Source organism: Nocardioides luteus, assembly GCF_014648595.1.
GTDB classification, from domain to species: domain Bacteria; phylum Actinomycetota; class Actinomycetes; order Propionibacteriales; family Nocardioidaceae; genus Nocardioides; species Nocardioides luteus.
This window is the reverse complement of the sequence record NZ_BMRK01000007.1, coordinates 209,886-227,597: the sequence shown is the minus strand read 5'-3', so window position 1 is coordinate 227,597 and position 17,712 is coordinate 209,886. Positions and strand designations below refer to the sequence as shown.

The 17,712-nt window shown below is 67.9% G+C and carries 20 protein-coding genes and 1 tRNA gene; 3 read left to right on the top strand and 18 right to left on the bottom strand.

Annotated elements, in window-relative coordinates; all coding sequences use genetic code 11:
• Positions 1–336 precede the first annotated feature (336 nt).
• A complete protein-coding gene (gene tyrS / locus IEY81_RS11470; protein WP_189118606.1) occupies positions 337–1,608 on the bottom strand; it encodes a tyrosine--tRNA ligase in 1,272 nt (423 codons plus the stop codon).
• Positions 1,609–1,741: 133 nt separating this feature from the next.
• Between tyrS and IEY81_RS11465 the strand changes: the two genes are divergently transcribed.
• Positions 1,742–3,205, top strand: coding sequence for a serine/threonine-protein kinase (locus IEY81_RS11465; protein ID WP_189118605.1), 1,464 nt, complete (start codon positions 1,742–1,744; stop codon positions 3,203–3,205).
• A 3-nt stretch (positions 3,206–3,208) separates the two neighbouring features.
• Here the strand turns inward: IEY81_RS11465 and IEY81_RS11460 are convergent, their stop codons facing one another.
• From IEY81_RS11460 to IEY81_RS11395, 14 genes are all read right to left on the bottom strand, one after another.
• Positions 3,209–3,544 carry a gas vesicle protein K gene (locus tag IEY81_RS11460; RefSeq protein ID WP_189118604.1) on the bottom strand — a complete coding sequence of 112 codons (336 nt, stop codon included), beginning with the start codon at positions 3,542–3,544 and terminating at the stop codon, positions 3,209–3,211.
• Positions 3,541–4,185, bottom strand: a complete 645-nt coding sequence (locus tag IEY81_RS11455) for a GvpL/GvpF family gas vesicle protein (protein WP_189118603.1) — start codon at positions 4,183–4,185, stop codon at positions 3,541–3,543. The genes IEY81_RS11460 and IEY81_RS11455 overlap by 4 nt, the downstream gene beginning before the upstream one ends.
• Complete coding sequence (gene gvpJ, locus IEY81_RS11450) at positions 4,185–4,382, bottom strand: gas vesicle protein GvpJ (RefSeq protein WP_189118602.1); 198 nt, start codon at positions 4,380–4,382, stop codon at positions 4,185–4,187. Before gvpJ (IEY81_RS11450) ends, IEY81_RS11455 begins: the two co-directional genes overlap by 1 nt.
• Complete coding sequence (locus IEY81_RS11445) at positions 4,379–5,188, bottom strand: GvpL/GvpF family gas vesicle protein (RefSeq protein ID WP_189118601.1); 810 nt, start codon at positions 5,186–5,188, stop codon at positions 4,379–4,381. The genes gvpJ (IEY81_RS11450) and IEY81_RS11445 overlap by 4 nt, the downstream gene beginning before the upstream one ends.
• Positions 5,175–5,552, bottom strand: a complete 378-nt coding sequence (locus tag IEY81_RS11440) for a gas vesicle protein (RefSeq protein WP_229787727.1) — start codon at positions 5,550–5,552, stop codon at positions 5,175–5,177. The genes IEY81_RS11445 and IEY81_RS11440 overlap by 14 nt, the downstream gene beginning before the upstream one ends.
• Positions 5,549–5,821, bottom strand: a complete 273-nt coding sequence (locus IEY81_RS11435) for a gas vesicle protein GvpO (RefSeq protein ID WP_189118600.1) — start codon at positions 5,819–5,821, stop codon at positions 5,549–5,551. The genes IEY81_RS11440 and IEY81_RS11435 overlap by 4 nt, the downstream gene beginning before the upstream one ends.
• On the bottom strand, positions 5,814–6,053 hold the full coding sequence (locus IEY81_RS11430) for a gas vesicle protein GvpG (RefSeq protein ID WP_189118599.1): 240 nt from the start codon (positions 6,051–6,053) through the stop codon (positions 5,814–5,816). Before IEY81_RS11430 ends, IEY81_RS11435 begins: the two co-directional genes overlap by 8 nt.
• Positions 6,044–6,793 carry a GvpL/GvpF family gas vesicle protein gene (locus tag IEY81_RS11425; protein ID WP_189118598.1) on the bottom strand — a complete coding sequence of 250 codons (750 nt, stop codon included), beginning with the start codon at positions 6,791–6,793 and terminating at the stop codon, positions 6,044–6,046. Before IEY81_RS11425 ends, IEY81_RS11430 begins: the two co-directional genes overlap by 10 nt.
• Positions 6,794–6,795: 2 nt before the next feature.
• Positions 6,796–7,257, bottom strand: coding sequence for a gas vesicle protein GvpJ (gvpJ, locus tag IEY81_RS11420; protein ID WP_189118597.1), 462 nt, complete (start codon positions 7,255–7,257; stop codon positions 6,796–6,798).
• Positions 7,258–7,352: 95 nt separating this feature from the next.
• Positions 7,353–8,786: an SRPBCC family protein gene (locus IEY81_RS11415; RefSeq protein WP_189118596.1), complete on the bottom strand. Its 1,434-nt coding sequence runs from the start codon at positions 8,784–8,786 to the stop codon at positions 7,353–7,355.
• Positions 8,787–8,789: 3 nt separating this feature from the next.
• Positions 8,790–9,533 (bottom strand): hypothetical protein, encoded by a 744-nt coding sequence (locus IEY81_RS11410; RefSeq protein ID WP_189118595.1) that lies wholly within the window; start codon positions 9,531–9,533, stop codon positions 8,790–8,792.
• Between the two features lie 350 nt (positions 9,534–9,883).
• Entirely contained in the window at positions 9,884–10,342 is a 459-nt protein-coding gene (locus tag IEY81_RS11405) for an arsenate-mycothiol transferase ArsC (RefSeq protein WP_189118594.1), read from the bottom strand.
• Positions 10,343–10,346: 4 nt separating this feature from the next.
• Positions 10,347–11,459 (bottom strand): ACR3 family arsenite efflux transporter, encoded by a 1,113-nt coding sequence (arsB, locus tag IEY81_RS11400; protein ID WP_189118593.1) that lies wholly within the window; start codon positions 11,457–11,459, stop codon positions 10,347–10,349.
• 193 nt (positions 11,460–11,652) lie between these two features.
• Positions 11,653–12,975 (bottom strand): NAD(P)-binding domain-containing protein, encoded by a 1,323-nt coding sequence (locus IEY81_RS11395; protein ID WP_189118592.1) that lies wholly within the window; start codon positions 12,973–12,975, stop codon positions 11,653–11,655.
• Positions 12,976–13,064: 89 nt separating this feature from the next.
• Here IEY81_RS11395 and IEY81_RS11390 point away from each other — a divergent pair, with 89 nt between their 5' ends.
• The gene (locus tag IEY81_RS11390) at positions 13,065–13,415 is read left to right on the top strand and encodes an ArsR/SmtB family transcription factor (protein ID WP_189118591.1); all 351 of its coding nucleotides are present in this window, start codon (positions 13,065–13,067) and stop codon (positions 13,413–13,415) included.
• Positions 13,416–13,531: 116 nt separating this feature from the next.
• Positions 13,532–13,605 (top strand) — tRNA-Ile (locus tag IEY81_RS11385).
• A 139-nt stretch (positions 13,606–13,744) separates the two neighbouring features.
• Here the strand turns inward: IEY81_RS11385 and IEY81_RS11380 are convergent.
• The 3 genes from IEY81_RS11380 to IEY81_RS11370 all read right to left on the bottom strand — a co-directional run bounded on the left by IEY81_RS11380 (position 13,745) and on the right by IEY81_RS11370 (position 17,680).
• Positions 13,745–14,701 carry a GNAT family N-acetyltransferase gene (locus IEY81_RS11380; RefSeq protein ID WP_189118590.1) on the bottom strand — a complete coding sequence of 319 codons (957 nt, stop codon included), beginning with the start codon at positions 14,699–14,701 and terminating at the stop codon, positions 13,745–13,747.
• Between the two features lie 56 nt (positions 14,702–14,757).
• A complete protein-coding gene (locus IEY81_RS11375; protein WP_229787725.1) occupies positions 14,758–16,998 on the bottom strand; it encodes a transglycosylase domain-containing protein in 2,241 nt (746 codons plus the stop codon).
• Between the two features lie 256 nt (positions 16,999–17,254).
• Positions 17,255–17,680: a ribonuclease domain-containing protein gene (locus IEY81_RS11370; RefSeq protein WP_189118588.1), complete on the bottom strand. Its 426-nt coding sequence runs from the start codon at positions 17,678–17,680 to the stop codon at positions 17,255–17,257.
• Positions 17,681–17,712 lie beyond the last annotated feature (32 nt).

Here is a 17,712-nt window from a genome sequence, read left to right as displayed (position 1 = left end):
TTATCGGATCCCGCTTTCAACTCCAATTCGATGAATTCACACCGAAACCAGATAAAAGCAATGCCCGCACCAACACAGCACAAGACAATCAACCTTCGATTCGATCTCGCCTCTGATGCCGGATCCGAGGATCTGGCAGAGACTCTGAATCGAGCTGAATCTGAAGAATGTAGGTGGCCGACTCAGGGGCCGGAAGCCCGCTCGAAGACTCGCGCTTGCTTCCCGCCGCACCCCGGCGACCAGATGAACATTACGCCTCTGCGCCGCACATGCCAAATCGAAGAACGCCCCCACGACGGCGGCTACCGTCGTAGAGGCGTTCTTGCAGGTCAGCGGCTACTTCAGTCGCACGCCGGCGAACTTCTTCTTGCCCCTGCGCAGGACGACCCAGCCGTCACCGAGCAACTCTTTTTCGTCGAGCGTGCCTTCTGCGTCCTCCACACGGACGTTGTTGACGTACGCCCCACCCTCACCGATCGTGCGGCGAGCCTCCCCCTTGGAGGAGACCAGGCCCGCGGCGAGGAAGAGGTCGACGTACGTAGGAAGCGTCTCGCCGCGCTCGAGCTCGACCGCGCCGGCCTCGGTGATCGCGGCGGCCAACGTGGTGCTGCTCAGCGTGGTGAGGTCACCACCACCGAAGAGCGCAGCCGCTGCCTGCTTGGCCTGCTCGGTCTCCCCCGCCCCGTGGACGAGCGTCGTCATGTGGTCGGCGAGCGCCTTCTGGGCGACTCGGAGGAACGGCTTCTCCGCGTGCTGGGCCTCCAGGCTCTCGATCTCCTCGTGGGACAGGAAGGTGAAGACACGCAGCATCTCCCCCACCTTGGCGTCCTCGACGTTGAGCCAGAACTGGTGGAAGGCGTAGGGCGACATCATCGTCGGGTCGAGCCAGAGTGCGCCGCCCTCGGTCTTGCCGTACTTGGTGCCGTCGGCCTTCGTGATCAGCGGCGTGGTGAAGGCGTGCACGGTCTCGCCGGTCACCCGGCGGACGAGCTCGACGCCACCGGTGATGTTGCCCCACTGGTCCGAGCCGCCGAACTGGAGCCTGACCCCATGCGTACGGAAGAGGTTCAGGTAGTCCATCGACTGCAGGAGGATGTAGGAGAACTCGGTGTAGGAGATCCCGTCCTCCAGGCGCTTCTTGACCGTGTCGCGGGCGAGCATCCGGTTGACCGGGAAGTGCTTGCCGATGTCACGCAGGAAGTCGATGACGGAGAGCGACGCCGTCCAGTCGGCGTTGTTGACCATCGTCGCGGCGGTCTCGCCCTCGAAGGAGACGAACCGCTCGATCTGGCTGCGCACCTTCCCGACCCATTCCTGGACGGTCTCGGGCGAGTTGAGGGTGCGCTCACCGGAGTCGCGCGGGTCACCGATCATGCCGGTGGCTCCACCGACCAGGACGTAGGGCTGGTGGCCGGCCTGCTGCAGACGCATCGCCATGGTGATCTGCAGGAGGTTGCCCATGTGGAGGCTCGGCGCCGTGGGGTCGAACCCGATATAGAACTTCACACTCCCGCCGGCGAGCGCTTCTCGGAGCGCGTCGCGGTCCGTCGAGTCGGCGATGAGGCCTCGCCACTCGAGGTCGTCGAGGAGTGTGGGATCGATGGACACGTGGTGCCTTTCTCAGGTGGTTCTCATCTGGTGTTTCCGGAGCCCGGAACGGGTTGTCCAGGAAGCAAGGGTAGTGGGCGATACCCCCTAGAGTTGACCTCGGCGAACACGTTCGAGATTTGAGGGGACCTGGGTGATCGCAGGGAGGTACCGGCTGGAGAGGGAGCTCGGCCGGGGAGCGATGGGGGCTGTCTGGCTCGCCACCGACGACATTTTGGGCCGTTCGGTCGCGCTCAAGCAGCTGGTGGCGCTCGACGGCGTCTCCGACGCCGCCGTCGAACGCGAGGCACAGCTCGCGGCGCGCCTCGTGCACCCCAACGTGGTCGCCGTCTTCGACCTGGTGCGCGACGACGACAAGCCCTGGCTGGTGATGGAGTACGTCGAGGGCAAGACGCTCGCCCACATGGTCCGCGACGACGGCGCGCTGACCATCGACGACGCCGCCAAGCTGATCGGCCAGATCGCCTCCGCGCTGCGCGCTGCGCACGCCGCCGGCATCGTTCACCGCGACGTGAAGCCCGCCAACATCGTGGTCGGCCGCGGCGGCCGCGCCAAGCTGACCGACTTCGGGATCGCGCGCGGCGTCGACTCCCAGACCACTCAGACCGGACAGGTCACCGGCTCCCCTGCGTACCTGGCTCCGGAGATCGCCACCGGAGGCAAGGCCAGCCACGCCAGCGACATCTGGTCGCTGGGCGCCACGCTCTTCCAGGCGCTGACCGGCGAGCCTCCCTATGGCATCGGCGACAACCCGCTGGCGACGCTCTATCGGGTGGTCCACGAGGACCCGCCGCGTACGCCGTTGGCCGGCCGGCTCTCGCCGCTGATCGAGCACACCATGGCCTACGCTCCGGCCGACCGCTGGTCGGCCCAGGACGTCCTCGACTTCCTCGCCGGGCGCATCTCGGAGGAGAAGCTCGCCCCGGTGGCGCCGCGTACGCAGTCGCTGGCCGCGGTCGGGGCGCCGGCCGAGCCAGAGATGCCCGCACCCGTCGCCTCCAAGCCCGTCGCTGCGCGCCGGCGCAGGTGGTGGCCGCTGATGCTGCTCGGCGCGGCCACCGTGCTGGTGGTCGCCGTCGGTGGCGCGCTGTGGGCGAACCGCGGCGAGGAGCCGAGCGCGAAGCCGGAGCCGGCCGCCTCGGCCTCGACCCTGTCGAAGACCGACGAGGCCGGCGAGAAGAAGGACGAGAAGCCCTCGGAGGAACCGACGCCCAGCGAGTCGGCCAGCGAGTCGGCCAGCGAGAGCCCGAGCCAGAGCCCGTCGGCGACGCAGACCGCGGGTGCGACCGCCGAGGGCATCGACGCCTTCGTCCGCAACTACCTGGCCACCGCTCCGGCGAACCCCGACAGCGCGTTCAACACGATGCTGACCCCGGCTTTCCAGGCCAAGAGCGGCGGCATCCAGGGCTATCGCAACTGGTGGGGCTCGGTCGCGAGCACCAGCGTCGTCTCGGTCTCCCCCAGCGTCGACCCGCTCAAGGTGACCTACACCTACAGGTACACGATGAAGGACGGTCGCAAGGACGCCGGCACGACGACTCTGGGCCTCGTCTACACCGACGGTCGCTACCTCATCGACAGCGAGGGCGGGCGCTAGCCCTCAGAGCAGCTTGCCCAACGGGCCGAGGTCGATGTTGAGGTCCTCGACGCTGAGCCCGAAGTGGTCACGCAGCTCGGTCATCTTCTCGTCGAGCAGCATCAAGGTCTGGCCCAGGCGCTCGATGTCGTCCTCGCTGAGGCCGCCGGCGTCCATCCGACGGATCGCCTGCCGCTCCATCAGCTGGCGCAGCAGCTCGACCACGGTGAGGACGAGCTGGGCCAGCCCTTGTTCGACGGACTCCGGGTCGGCGTCGATGCGCCTGCTGAGCGCGGTCGGCAGGTCGCGCTCGTCGTCGAGGTCGAGCGGCCAGTGGGCGCGGTCTTCCGGATCGGTCATGCCTCGGTCTCCTGGCAGAAGCTGAACGGTGGCCACGGGCCTGTGACGGTCGCCCAGGACCAGTTCGTGGCCCACTTCTCGACGGCCGCCCGGGCCGTCTCGACGAGCTCGTCGGGTACCAGCGCCGACAACCGCGCCTCGCCCGTTCGGACCTGCGGCAGGACGGCGGTCTCCGAGGCGTACGGGGCGAGCACCGCCTTCAGCTCGGCGGTCTCGAGATCGTGGCGCCTCACCTCCGCGGCGCGGCGGCGCAGATAGGCCGCGCCCGACTCCACGGGCTCGTCCGGCTCGGGGTCTGGGGCGGCATCGCTCGGCAGCGGCAGGTGCACGATGATCTCGCTGCGACCGGCCACAGCGGTGAGCCGCTCGGTCCAGGCGCTCTCGCGCTCGGCGACCAGCTGGGCGAGCTCGGTCTCGTCGCTCACGATCGTGCCGAAGCGTACGGGCAGGACGGGGTGGTGCGACCACAACTGCTGGAGCACGCGGCCGAAGGCGAGGACCTCGCGGGTCGACCGCTCGGGGGTGTCGGTGAGCGGTTCGGCGAAGACGGTCACGTCGTCGTAGCGGTGAGCCTGCAGGCTGGTGTCGTCCGTCGCTGCGGCGTGATCGGCATCGGCGGCGGCCACGGCGTAGAGCATCATCATCGGGTCCTCCCGGTGCCGGGGAGCTCGACCTTGTGGGCCGGGGCGATAACCAGCCGGAGGCCGACGTAGACGAGGTCGACGCCGGCCAGCGAGAGCACCAGGTCACCGCCCACCACGACGCCGCCTTCGATCAGCCGGTCGACCAGGTCGATGAGCGAGGTCTCGTCGAGCGCAGGGGAACGCGTGCCTGTCATGGCACCATCCCGGGCTCGTCCTCGTGCCTCTCCCCCGCACCCTCGGCGCCGACGAAGCTGTAGGGAGGCCACGGTCCGGTGGCCTCGATCCGCATACCGGAGGTTGCCACGAGCTGGTTGTGGAGGCGCTCGGCCAGCGCGAGGAACCGCTGCTCCTGCTCGCGTTCCACCAGGTAGGCGCTGTTGAGCAGCATCGGCTCCTCGCGGCCGGTGACGGCCTTGTCCAACGGGGCCCGGACGACGTCCGCGGCCGCCTCGCGGGCCAGCGCCTCGTGGGCCTCGGTCACCGCGGTCTCACGCCGGCCGCGCTCGGTCTCGCGGGCGTCCTGCTGGGAGCGGCGCCGCTCGAGATACTCACGACCGCTGCGCGGCGCCGGCTTCTCCGGCGCGGGCAGCTCGGCGGTCGGGAAGATCTGCAGCGACCACTCGACACGACCGGCGAGCGTCTGCCAGGCGCGTTCGAGGTCGGCCCGGCTCGACTCCAGCGCGTCGATCAGCGCCTCGTCGCTCGGGTAGATCCCCGGGAGCTGCAGCGGCAGTATGTCGCCGCGCTCGACCAGGTGCTGGAGCACGTCGTGGTGGGCCGCGGCGACCGGGGTCAGCCACTGGGTGTCCTCGCCGTGCTCCGCCCAGGCGGCCTCGCTGAAGGACTCCGCGGGCAGGTCGCTGACGACCACCTCGAGGTGGTGGAACGCGATGGTGCGTACCGTCGCGTCCGCGATGCCGCGCTCGGGCAGAGAGAAGCGTCCACCGCCCGGAACCAGCCCGTACGCGTGGACCACCGTGGTCTGGTCAGCGTCGCTCACGTGTCGTCTCACCCTCCACGATCTCGTTCTGCTCGCCGACCCTGCTCTCGAGCGCCTCGAGGCGTCGCCGGAGGTCGAGCTCCTCCTCGTTCTTCTCCTCGCTCTCGATGTTGCTCACGAACGGGTCGCCCTCCCACCAGTTGATACCCATCTCGCGGGCCTTGTCGACCGAGGCGACCATGAGCCGCACCTTGATGGTGAGCAGCTCGATGTCGAGCAGACGGACCTGGATGTCACCGACGATCACGATGCCCTTGTCGAGGACGCGCTCGAGCACGTCGGCGAGGCTCTCGGGCGAGGACTGGGGCCGGTTGCTCACGAACATCGGCGAGCGCTGGGACTCTGATCGCTGGGACTCCGTCATCGTTCCTCCACCTGGGCTCGGACGTAGCGGTGCACGCGTCGGTATCCGGTGATCTCACCGTCCTCCCCCACCGTCACCTCGTAGGAGGCCAGGACATCAGTCGTCTCCGGCACGCGCTCGAGCTCGAGGATCTCCGCGGTGACGACCCAGCCGTCGTCGTCGCGGCGGATCGCCGTGACGCCCTCGGCGGGACACCCCACGAGCGCCTCGAGCTCCTCGAGCACGTGCTCGGCGATCGAGGACAGACTGGGCTTCGCGGATTCACTCATGTCGACCACCTCCGGCCATCAGGCGCTGCACCAGATCTTCCTCGAGGTCAGCAGCCTCCTCCTCGGTCAACAGGCCCGCCTCCCGGCGAGCGTCGACGTCGTCGAGAGCAGCCTGGATGGTGGCCGGGTCGTAATACTGCGACTCGGCCTCCTCCTGGATCTGCTCCGCCACCCAGACCACGCCGCGCACAGGCGCGACGGGCAGGGTGATCAGCTGCTTGATCAGGCCCATGCGAGCTCCTCGGACGAGGCGGCGTCGAGGAATGCGTACGGCGGCTGCGGCCCGACGTAACGGACCGAGGCCAGCGGCGCCAGGTCCTCGCGCAGCGTGGTCACCTCGGCGTCGAGCTCGCTCTGCCGGTCGCGCTCGACCAGCAGGAAGACCTCGGCAGCCTGCAGTGCTCCGCGGACCTCCCCGAAGGAGACCGCACGGGCGGTCGGGGCGATCCGATCGGCGACCCCATCACCGATCTCGGCCCGCATCCTCTCCAGCGAGGCCGCGATGGCCTCGCCGAGGCGTACCTCTGCGGGGTGGCGGTCCTGCGGGGCGGCTCGCTGGGCGTGATCACGCAGCGCGACCAGGTCGGGATCGCGCCGCAGCGTCTCCTTGAGGGCCTCCTGCTCGTTCAGGTCGACCGAGACGGTCAGCTGGATCAGGCCGCGGAAGCGTTCCAGGAGCGGACGGATCTCGTCACCGCGACTCTCGATCACCTCGAGGCGTACCGTCTCGTCGTCGGGCATCTCGACGCCGAACTGCATCGGCAGCACCGTGCCGAGCTCAGCCATCGCCTCGAGCGTGTGGGCGTGGGCCAGCAGGTCATCGCGCAGCACGCGCGAGTCCGCCTCCACGTCGCTGACGATGACCCGTAGGTCTCCGCCGTCGACGTGGCGCAGCGGACGTTTGGACCGGCCCTTTCGGTCCTCGGGGATCTCCACCGAGGTGTCCGTGACTCCGTAGATGTGGACAGGCACAGTCAGTCCTCCTTGTCCTTGGTCTGTCTGGACGTGCTCTTACGAGTACGCCTCGCGGGCTGCTTCCGGCTCTGACCCTCGTCCTCGCCCTCGTCGTCAGAGCTCTTGTCGGAGTCGTCGTCATCACCGCCGAAGATGCCGCCCAGCTTCTCCTTGGCGCCTTCGATCGCACCGGAGGTCTTCCCCTTGGCACCAGAGCTGGTCACGCCCTCGACGAGCTCCGGGATGCCGTGGGTCTGGGTGTCGGTGAGGTCCAGACGGTTCACGGCCTCGGCGAAGCGCAGGTAGGTGTCGACGCTGGCGATCACGATGCGGGCGTCGATCGTCAGCAGCTCGATGCCGACGAGCGAGACCCGGATGTAGATGTCGATCACCAGACCCTTGTCGAGGATCGTGTTGATGACGTCGGCAAGGCTGCTCGGGGACGGACGGTCGAGGTAGCGGTTCTGCTGGGTGATGGTCATGACTCAGTCGCTTTCTGCCGGGCTGCCGGCAACGTCGGTGAGGCGGTCGACCTCACGCACGGGCTCCTGGATCTGGCTCTCGTCCGCGGCCACGATCAGGACTCCTTCGAGGCAGAACGGGAGGACGTACGCTTGCTGGCGCTCTGCTTCCTCGGGCTCCGCTTGGTGGTGCTCTGCTTGCTGGTGCTCTGACTGCTCGAGCTCTTCTTGGTCGGACGCTGCTTGCTGGTCGTCTGCTTGCTGGTGGTCTGGCTGCTCGCCGACTTCTTGGCAGCCGACTTCTTCGCCGGCGCCTTCTTCGCTGCGGGCTTGGCAGCGGTCTTCTTCGCGGCAGTCTTCCTGGCAGCGGTCTTCTTCGCCGGTGCGCTGTTGCCGGATGAGCCGTTCCCGGAAGAGCTGCTGCGCGATGATCCGTTGCCGGACGAGCCGCTCTCGGAAGAGCTGCTCCGAGATGATCCGCTGCCGGACGAGCCGCTCCCGGACGAGCTGCTCCGAGATGATCCGTTACCGGACGATCTGCTCGCGGACGACTTCTTCGTGCTGCGTGAGCCGCTGGACGTACGCGTACGGCTCTTCTGCGAGCTCTTGTTCGAGCTGTTCGCCGAGCTGCTCTGCGACTTCTTCTGCTGGCCGTTCTCCGAGCCTTCGCCCGATCCGTCGTCCACGACCTCCTTGTTGTGGATCTCGCCGGTCCAGCCCTCGAGCTCGTCGCGGTGGAGAAGGGTGTTGTTGGCGACGTGACGACGGAAGTGCTTCATCTCCAGCCGTACCCGGCGCCCCTGCGCCCGCCAGAGATTTCCGGTGTGCTCGAAGAAGCCCTTGGGGTGGTATTCGAGCGAGACCAGGATGCGGGTCAGGTTCGGCGCGAGCTCGTGGAAGGTGACCGCGCCGTCGACGCGCCCCTTCTCGCTCTGGCTCTTCCACACGATGTGCTCGTTGGGAACCTGGTCGAGGATGGTGGCCTTCCAGGTGCGGTGGGACCAGAACACCTGGGCCTGCCAGGTGACGACCTCGTCCTCCTCCTGGGTGACGTTCTCGACCTTCTTCATGAAGGACGGGAAGTCCTCGAACTGGGTCCACTGCTCGTAGGCGACGTCGCGGCTGACGGGTACGTCGATGGTCTCGACGATGTTCGTCACCTTCAGCTTCTTGCCGGAAGACTGCTCGCTCTTGTTGAGGCCACCCGAGACCTTGTCGACGGTGTCCTTGACCTGCGACGCCGTGTCCTTGACCTGGGCGGCGGCGTCCTTCGCCTTGCCGACCGGAGCGGTGACCTTGTCGGCAGCCGCCTTCGCCCCCGTCTTCACGACCGAACCGCCCTCAGCAACCTTCTTGGGAGCGCCTTCGGCGAACCCGGTCAGCCGGTCGGTGAGACCTTCGACGCCGTTGCCCAGCTTGCTCAGGCCACGCTTCCCGAAGGCGCGCCCGAAACCCAGGGCCTCCTCGCGCAAGCGGTCGACAGGCAGCTGCGAGAGAAGGCCCGAATCCTTCGTGTCGTCAGCCGATTTCTTGCGGGTCTTCTCCGCCATGACTCAGGCACCTCCGGTCGGCGCGCTCGTGCGCCGGCGACGGGAGCTCCGCGCACGTCGGCGCGGCTGCTCCTCTTCGTCGTCTTCCTCGTCTACGTCGTCCTGCTCGGCCTCGTCGGTCGGCTTGTCGTCCTCGGACTCCTCCTCGTACTCGTCCTCAGGCTCGTCCTCGGGCTCCTCAGCCTCCTCGTCGGACTCCTCCTCGACGTCTTCGTCGTATTCGTCCTCGGGCTCGTCCTCGTCCTCGTACTCGGCTTCGTCTTCGGCTTCGTCCTCGGGCTCTTCCTCAGCCTCTTCGTCGTACTCGTCCTCAGGCTCTTCCTCGGACTCCTCGTCGTCGTACTCGTCGTCGGACTCACCGTCGTCGTACTCGTCCTCCGGCTCCTCGTCCTCCGGAGCCTCGTCGGACTCCTCCTCGGAGTCCTCGTCAGACTCACCGGACGAGTTCCAGAGAGTGCTCCGTTCGTGCAGCCGGTCGCTGATCTTGTCGATCTGACCGGCCGCTGCCGCGACCGCGGCCGCCTTGCCGGCCTCGACGAGCTTGCCGCCGACCTGCTGACCGAGCTTTCCGACGTCGGACGATCCCGCGAGACTCTGCGTCCCGCTCTTCAGCATCTCGACCCCGCGCTCGCGCACGGCACTGTTACTGAGCGCCGATGCGACGATCAGTGCCAGTCGAAGCTTCTTGAATCGCCCGAGCACATAGCCGGCCGCGACTGCGGTCCCCACTCGTGTGCTGACAGACATGTTGATGCTCCCTCCTTGGGCGGCCCTCCAACCACCCATTACCCCTGGAGGTACCCGATGTGACGGGCGTCATACGTTCGTCACCGGAAGTGGGCATGCCGCGAGCACCGTGCTCGCCCTCGCACCGCGGCGCGCACAGCGCCGATGTCGGGCGGCGGGACACGTACGAGCTGGCCGCGGTCATGCTCGCGGCCAGCACGATCCCGGCCCGTCCCCTCCGGGAAGGCCTACGCCTCGCGGTTCGTGGCGAGTGCGCGGTTCTGGCTGCTCTCGGCGGGGAGGGCCCTCGTGTCCACCCTCGAGGGAGGTGCCCGCCATGACCGCGGCAGTTCCCAGGCGTCCCCGGGGTGTCAGTCGCGGTCAGCCAGCACCGAAGCAGGCAGCTCCAGGTCAGGGACGAGCTCGGTGAGCATCGCGCGGACCCGCCCGTCGATGTCGGCGATGATGCGCCGTACGGTCTCCGGATCCTGACCGCCGGGATCCGCAACGGGCCAGTCGACGTATCTCACGCCGGGGAAGTAGGGGCATTCCTCCCCACAGCCGAGCGTGATAGCCATGTCGCTGGATGCGACGGTCTCGCGCTCGAGCGCCTTGGGCCGCTCCTGGGAGACGTCGAGCCCGAGGCGGGTCAGTGCCTCTGCCACTTCGGGATGGATGTGCTCACCGGGCTGGGTGCCGGCGGAGATGGCTCGGATGCGGCCTCGGGCGTAGTGCTCGGTGAGGACTCGGCCGATCACCGATCGTCCACCGTTGCGCACGCAGGCGAAGACGACTTGCGGCGTCTGCTCGTTCGTTCCATCGCGATTCACGGCGTCACACTCCTGTGGTGGTGGAACGCTCTTGGGCGTCCTCGGTGAAGAAACGACGGGCCCACAAGCTCACGTAGACGAGCCCGACCAGCACCGGGACCTCGATGAGGGGTCCGACGACACCTGCCAGGGCCTGGCCGGAGGCGACGCCGAAGACGCCGATCGCGACGGCGATAGCGAGCTCGAAGTTGTTGCCGGCTGCAGTGAAGGAGACCGCCGTGGCGCGCTGATAGTCGAAGCCGAGTGCTCTGGTGAGCAGCATCGACCCGCCCCACATCACGGCGAAGTAGGCGAGCAGGGGCACCGCGATCCGCGCGACGTCCAGCGGCTGGCTGGTGATCGTGTCGCCTTGGAGGGCGAACAGCAACACGATCGTGAACAGCAGTCCATAGAGTGCGGCCGGACCGATGCGGGGAAGGAACGTGGTCTCGTACCAATGGCGGCCCTTGACCCGTTCGCCGAGCGTGCGGGTGAGATAGCCGGCAAGCAGCGGGAGCCCGAGGAAGATCAGCACGGACTTTGCGATGTCCCACATGGAGACGTGCAGGGCGGCCTGGTCCAGCCCCAGCCATCCGGGCAGCAGCTGCAGGTAGAAGTAGCCGAGCACAGCGAACGCGACGATCTGGAACACCGCGTTGAGCGCAACGAGAATCGCGGCCGCCTCGCGGTCTCCGCACGCCAGGTCGTTCCAGATGAGGACCATGGCGATGCACCGTGCAAGCCCCACGATGACCAGACCGGTGCGGTACTCCGGGAGGTCCGGGAGCATCAGCCAGGCCAGCGCGAACATCAGCGCGGGGCCGAGCACCCAGTTGAGCAGGATCGAAGTGCCGAGCATCCGACGATCACCGGTGACGTGACCGAGCTCGTCGTAGCGCACCTTCGCGAGCACGGGGTACATCATCACCAGCAGACCGACCGCGATCGGAAGGGAGACCGATCCGACCTCGAAAGCGGCGAGCACGTCGTCGAGGCCCGGCACCCAGCGCCCGAGCAGCAGACCGGCGACCATGGCGAGACCGATCCAGACAGGCAGGAACCGATCCAGGGTGGAGAGGCGACGACGAACCGGGTCGTCCACGCTGCCGCTCGGTGCCTCACGAACGAAGTCACTCATGCCTGGTCCTCCAGGTCGGGTTGGTCATCGATGGCCGCCGAGGGCGGCTCAGCCTTCTGGCCGAGCATTACAGACGGTCCGCGTGGTCGACCCTGGCGGTCCAGCAGCCCGTTCGGCATGGTGCCTCCCGTCACTGCACTGATTCGTGCGCGGGCCTGCCTTGGAGCCCCGCATCGACCCGCGCACGCACGGATCAGCTCAGCGTGATCGGAGCGCGGCTGATCGTGAACAGCTCCTCGCTCGGGGCCGCCGGACCGCAGCAGCCGCCACCGCTGGTGGTGTCCGGGCCGTCGAAGGTCCCGGCGCCACCGCACACCCCGGTGTCCGGGAGCTCCAGCTCCACCCGGGCAGCCGCGTCGTGATCACCGGCGAGCTCGGCCACCACGCTGCGTACCTGCTCGTAGCCGGTCATCGCCAGGAACGTCGGCGCCCGCCCGTAGGACTTCATGCCGACGAGGTAGAGGTCAGGTTCCGGCTGGGCGAGGTCCTGGGCACCGGTGGCGCTGACCGACCCGCAGGAGTGGAAGTTGGGGTCGATCTGAACCGCGATGTTGCGCGGTGCCTCCAGCGTCGGATCGAGGTCGAGGCGCATCTCACTCAGGAAGCCGAGGTCGGGCCGGTAGCCGGTCAGGACGACGATGTTGTCGGCTTCGATGACGCGGCCGTCCTCAGCAACGACCACGGAACCCTCGACCCGCTCGGTGCGGAAGCCTGTCACCAGCTCCACGACGCCGTCCTGGACGGCCTTCTTGGCGCGTACGCCGAGAGCGCCCCGCTCCGGCAGCTCATCGGCCTCGCCGCCACCGAAGGTGTTGGACGAGACTGCCCGGCGGATCGCCCAGGTGATCCTCGTTCCCGGGTGGGCGCCGGCGATGGCAGTGAGCTCGTTGACCGCGTTGAACGCAGAGTCGCCAGCTCCGATCACGACCGTGTGCCGCCCCGCGTACGCCTCGGAGTCGGCGCGGTTCGGCACCGCATAGCCGAGCGTCCCTCCGGCGTGCGCGGCACGCTCACCAAGGGCCGGAAGACCGTCGGCCCCGGCCGGGTTGGGCCGGCGCCAGGTGCCGGACGCATCGATGACAGCCTTCGCCTCGACGCGTTCTTCGGTGCCGTCCGCGCCGACGACGTGGAGGACGAACGGCTGCTCCTCACGGCCGGCGTCGACCAGTCGGTCACGGCCCTTGCGAGAGACGCCGGTGACGGTGACGCCATAACGGACATGGCCACCGAGGGCCTCACCGAGCGGGACGAGGTAACGCTCGCGCCACTGGGCACCGGTGGGATAACCGGACTCCGGCGCGGACCAACCGGTCGGCTCCAGGAGCCGGACAGCGGCCTTGTCGACCAGCTCCGGCCAGGCCGAGAAGAGACGTACGTGACCCCACTCGGCGACCGCCGCAGCGGGCTCGCTCCCCCGCTCGAGCACGAGCGGGGTGAGGCCCCGCTCGAGGAGGTGGGCCGCAGCCGCGAGCCCCTGGGGGCCGCCGCCGATGACAGCGACAGGAAGGTCAGTCATGATGCTCCTCAGATTCAAGAACTTCGATATGTCGGCGACCTTAGGTCACATATCGACGTTCGTCAATGCCATTGGGTAGACTCACCGTCATGACCACTCTCCCGCTGCTTCCGCCCGCCGCCGTCGCGTGCTGTTCACCAGTGACGGGAGGCATCCTGGACGATTCCCAGGCCGAGACGCTCGCACGGATGTTCAAGGCGCTGGGTGACCCCACCCGCGTCAAGCTGCTCTCGATCATCGCTGCTGCCGACGATCAGGAGGCGTGCGTCTGCGACCTGACCGAACCGGTCGGCCTGTCCCAGCCGACCGTCTCGCATCACATGAAGCTCCTGGTCGAAACCGGCCTCGTTGCTCGCGAGCAGCGGGGACGATGGGCCTACTTCTCGATCGTCCCCGGCGCGCTGGACGCGCTCGCCAGCACCCTCGCCTCCAGCTCGTAGATCGAATCCGCCGCGGCGTACGTCGTATGACGCCGACCGAAGACCTGCACGGATACGGATCGGGCGGTCACCGACCGATGGCGACGAAGCCGCATAGAGCCCGCTAGGATCTGCGCGGGCCGTTAGCTCAGTTGGTTAGAGCAGGCGACTCATAATCGCCCAGTCGCGGGTTCAAGCCCCGCACGGCCTACGTCGGGCGCCTCGTCTGTTCCAGGCCGAGGCGCCCACACGGCAGCCATCGGCCGCTCGCTCCGTGGTCACTTTCCAACGCTATGGCCGGCTCCCGGGCTGTGCCGTACGAGAGCACTCTCGACGCCCGGCTCGTCCCGCTACCAGCGGTCGGTGCGCTGGACCTCGTGCATGAGCTCGATCTTGCGGAAGCCGAACTGCTTGTTGATGCGCTGCATGACGTCGTTGACCGGGTCGGTCCAGGTGTGGATGCTGGTGCGTTCGGGGTGCTCGCGCTGGACGGCGGCGAGGGTGGCGACCTTGAGGGCCAGGCCGAGCTTGTGGCCGCGGTGGGCGCCCTTGACGAAGGTGTCGTCCTGGATGGCCTCGGTGCCGCCGTGGGCGAGGAAGATGACCGAGTAGCCGACCAGCTCGCCGGTGAGGATCTCGCGGGCGGCGGCGGTGATGCGGTGGTAGGAGCGGGCGGTGCTCTTCTCCGCCGAGCGGACCCGGTCGGCGGTGTGGGCGATCATCTCCTCCTCGACCTTGCCGGGCATCTCCTTGCCCATCTGGTTGCGGAGGCCGACGAACTGGGCGAGGAGGTCCTCGGGGGTGCGGTCCTCCCACATCAGGATCTCGTAGCCGAGGACGTTGAAGGGCTTGTGGGGCAGCGGGAGGTCGGCGGCGAGGTGGTCCTCGCGGCGTACGGACTTGAAGCCGAGCGCCTTCGCGAAGGCAAGGGAGGACTTGGGCGGGATGGTGACCTCGGCGGTCGTCAGGGTGCGCCCGTTGGTGCGGCGTACGTCATCGGCGGCTCGCCACAGCTCGGTGCCGACCCCGCGCCAGCGGTGGACCGGGAGGACGTGGATGCCGAGCTCGACGACGTGGCTGCGCTCCTCGTCGGGAAGATCGAGCTCGGCGATGCCGATCGTCTCGCCCTGCTCCTTGGCGGCGAGGAGGACCCGGCGGCCGTAGTCGTGAGGGGTGCGTACGGAGTTTGCGAGGGCTTCGAAGGTGCGGTGTGACGCGTAGGGTCGGTCGAACGCCATCGATGCCGCTTCGACGGCGTACCAGGCCTTCAGAGCGGTGTCATCGTGGACGTCAACGGGGGCGATCACAGACACGGCACTATCTAACCGTGTCCGGCAAGAGAGCCCCAATGCGGTCCCCCCTCTTATCCCGGACCGCGGCCACCGCCGTCGTTCTCGCCGCCGCCACCTCCTCCGGGGCCCTCGGGACCGCCGGGCCCCGGCTCCGTGCTCGGAGCGGTGGGGATGTCGGACGGGTCGATCGTCGGCGGATCGGTCGGCTCGGTCGGCGTCGGGGTCTCCGACGGCTCCGGCTCCTTGGACGGCTCCGGCTCCTTCGACGGCTCCGGCTCCTTCGTGGGCTCCGGTTCGGGTTCGGCCGGCGGGACGTACGGCGCATGGCCGGACTCCGGGGCTTCGCCGTCGAGCCACGCCGGCGGCGGGAACTCCTCGTAGTCGAGCTGGTCAGTCAGCGGGCCCATGATCTTCACCCAGGTGTCGGCCGGGTAGTCGGCACCGAAGAAGGTGTCGAGCCAGCCGTCGAGGGCGTCGTCGCCGTCTCCGCGGGTGTAGGCGACGGCGGTCGCCAGCTGCGGGGTGTAGCCGACGAACCAGGCCGAGGAGACGTTGTCGTCGGCGTTGGTCGCGGTGCCGGTCTTGCCGGCCGCGGGCTGCACGACGGCACCGGCTGCTTGGCCGGTGCCCTGGGAGACGACCTGCTGCAGCGAGTAGGAGGTGTCGTCGGCGACGTCCTCGTCCATCGCGCGACGGCCCTTCTCGGAGTCGTCGCGCTCGTAGATGACGGCGCCGTTGGCGTCGACCACCTTGGAGACGACGTGGACGTCGTTGTGCACGCCCCGGTTGGCGATCGTCGCGTAGGCGTTGGCCATGTTGATCGGGCTGGTGCGGTTCTTGCCCAGGGTGAGCAGGAAGTCCTCGGCGCTGAAGTCGCGCGTCGTCATCCCGATGCCGGGGTGCTTGGGGTCGGCCTTCTCCGGCGGGAGCCCCGCGGCGACGGCCATCTTGTAGACGTCCTTGCTCTTGTCGGGCAGGGAGTCCGACATCTCGACGAAGGCCGTGTTGATCGACTTCTCCATCGCGGTCAGGCTGCTGACCTGGGCACCGTAGCTGTGACCGTAGGGGTCGGAGGCGCTCTGGCCGGAGTTGCGCACCTTGATGCCGGGGAACTCCATCGGCGAGTTGCCGTTCCAGCTGTCCTTGAGCGAGTAGCCGGCGTCGAGCGCGGCGGCCATCGTGAAGGCCTTCATGGTCGATCCGGCCATCGCACCGGTCGCGGCCCAGTTGGTCTGCGACTCGAGGAAGTCCTGGCCGCCGTAGAAGCCGCGCAGCGCGCCCGTCTTCACGTCGACGGTGGCAGCCCCGACGTGCAGGGCGTCCTTCGGGTCGCCCTTCTCCCCGACGTACGCCTTCTTGTCCTCCGGACGTACGTCGTTGACCGCCTCCTCGACGGTCCGCATCGTCTTCTTGGTCAGCGTGGTGGTGATCCGCAGGCCGCCGCCGTTGATCTCGTCCTCGGTGACCAGCGGGTTGCCCTGCTCGTCCTCGAGCCTGAGGAGCTCGTCGCGGACCAGCTTGAGCGCGTGTCCCTTCTGCCCGCCGTAGCGGCTGTCGGAGCGCGGCTTCTTGAACTTCGGCAGGCTCTCCTTCGCCTTGTCGCCCTCGGCGGCGTCGACCATGCCCATCTTGACCATCGAGTTGATGACGTAGCGGTAGCGGCCGTCCAGCTCGGAAATGGACTCCTCACCGTTGCTCGGGTCGAGGTCGTTGGGGTCGTTGAGGATCGCGGCGAGCGCGGCGGCCTCGCGCAGGTTGATCTTCGCGGCCGGCTTGCCGAAGTAGGCGTTCGAGGCGGCCTGGACTCCGTAGGCGCCTCGACCGAAGTAGATGGTGTTGAGGTAACCGGCGAGGATGTCTTCCTTGGACTTCTGCCGGCTGATCTTCAGCGAGATGACCGCTTCCTTCACCTTGCGCGTGTAGGTGCGCTCCTGGGTGAGGTAGAGGTTCTTGACGTACTGCTGAGTGATCGTGGACGCGCCCGACTGGGTGCCGCCGGTGTTGTTGTTGACCAGCGCGCGCAGGATGCCCTTGACGTCGATGCCGCTGTTGTCCCAGAAGGTGCGGTCCTCGGCTGCGACCGCGGCGTCCTTCATCAGCTGTGGGATCTCGTCGTAGGGCAGCGAGTCGCGGTCCTGCGAGTCGGCGATGTAGCGACCGAGCTCGTCCTTGCCGCCGCGGTAGTAGACGAAGGAGGTCTCCTTCTCGTAGGCCGCGTTGGCATTGGGGATCGAGATGGCGTTGTAGGCCACGATCACACCCAGTGCGGCGACCAGTGCCCCCACCAGAAGCACGATGAAGAAGGTCTTCAAGACCTTCCTGCCTCGCTTCTTCTTCGGTATCGGCCTGGGTGTGTAAGGCGGATTGTCCTGCCAGCTCAAGTTTGTCCCCCTCCGCGGTCACAATCGTCCCTAAGAGTACGGCGGGCTCCCATGCCTGCCGCGATCCTCGCGTTCGTGTCCACGACGTCTCAGCCGGGTCACAGGTTGCGTACGAGATGACGAAGGGCCTCCGACCTGGGCTGGCGATTTCGCGAATGCCCAGGTCAGAGGCCCGTTCTCAGAGCACTCAGACCAGGAAGTAGAAGGTGCTGTAGTGGTCGGGGGTGAAGTAGACATCACCCGTTGTGGTGTCCACCACGAGGCGGTAGGACTGGCGCTGCGCGCCGCACTCGCGCGGGGTCACGTCGAACTCGAGGTAGGAGTGCCCCTCGGGCAGCTCACCCTCGTAGTTGTTGTAGGTGCCACCGGAGAAGTTGCAGGTGCCGGTGGGCGGCCAGTCGTGCCAGCCGCGGTTGGTGGGGTAGCCCAGCGAGGCCCAGACCTCGTTGGACTCGAGGGCCTCTGCACAGCCCTTGTGGGTGCAGCTCTCGATCCAGTCGGCCTGGGCGGCGGGGGCGAGCGCGACGCTCCCCCCGAACAGGCCGACGGTGGCGACGAAAGCTGCCAGGAGCAGCTTGAGCATCGTGAGCACGGAGCGGTTCTTCCCGGACATGAATCCTCCAGTGTGTGCGTTACGGTCGCCGG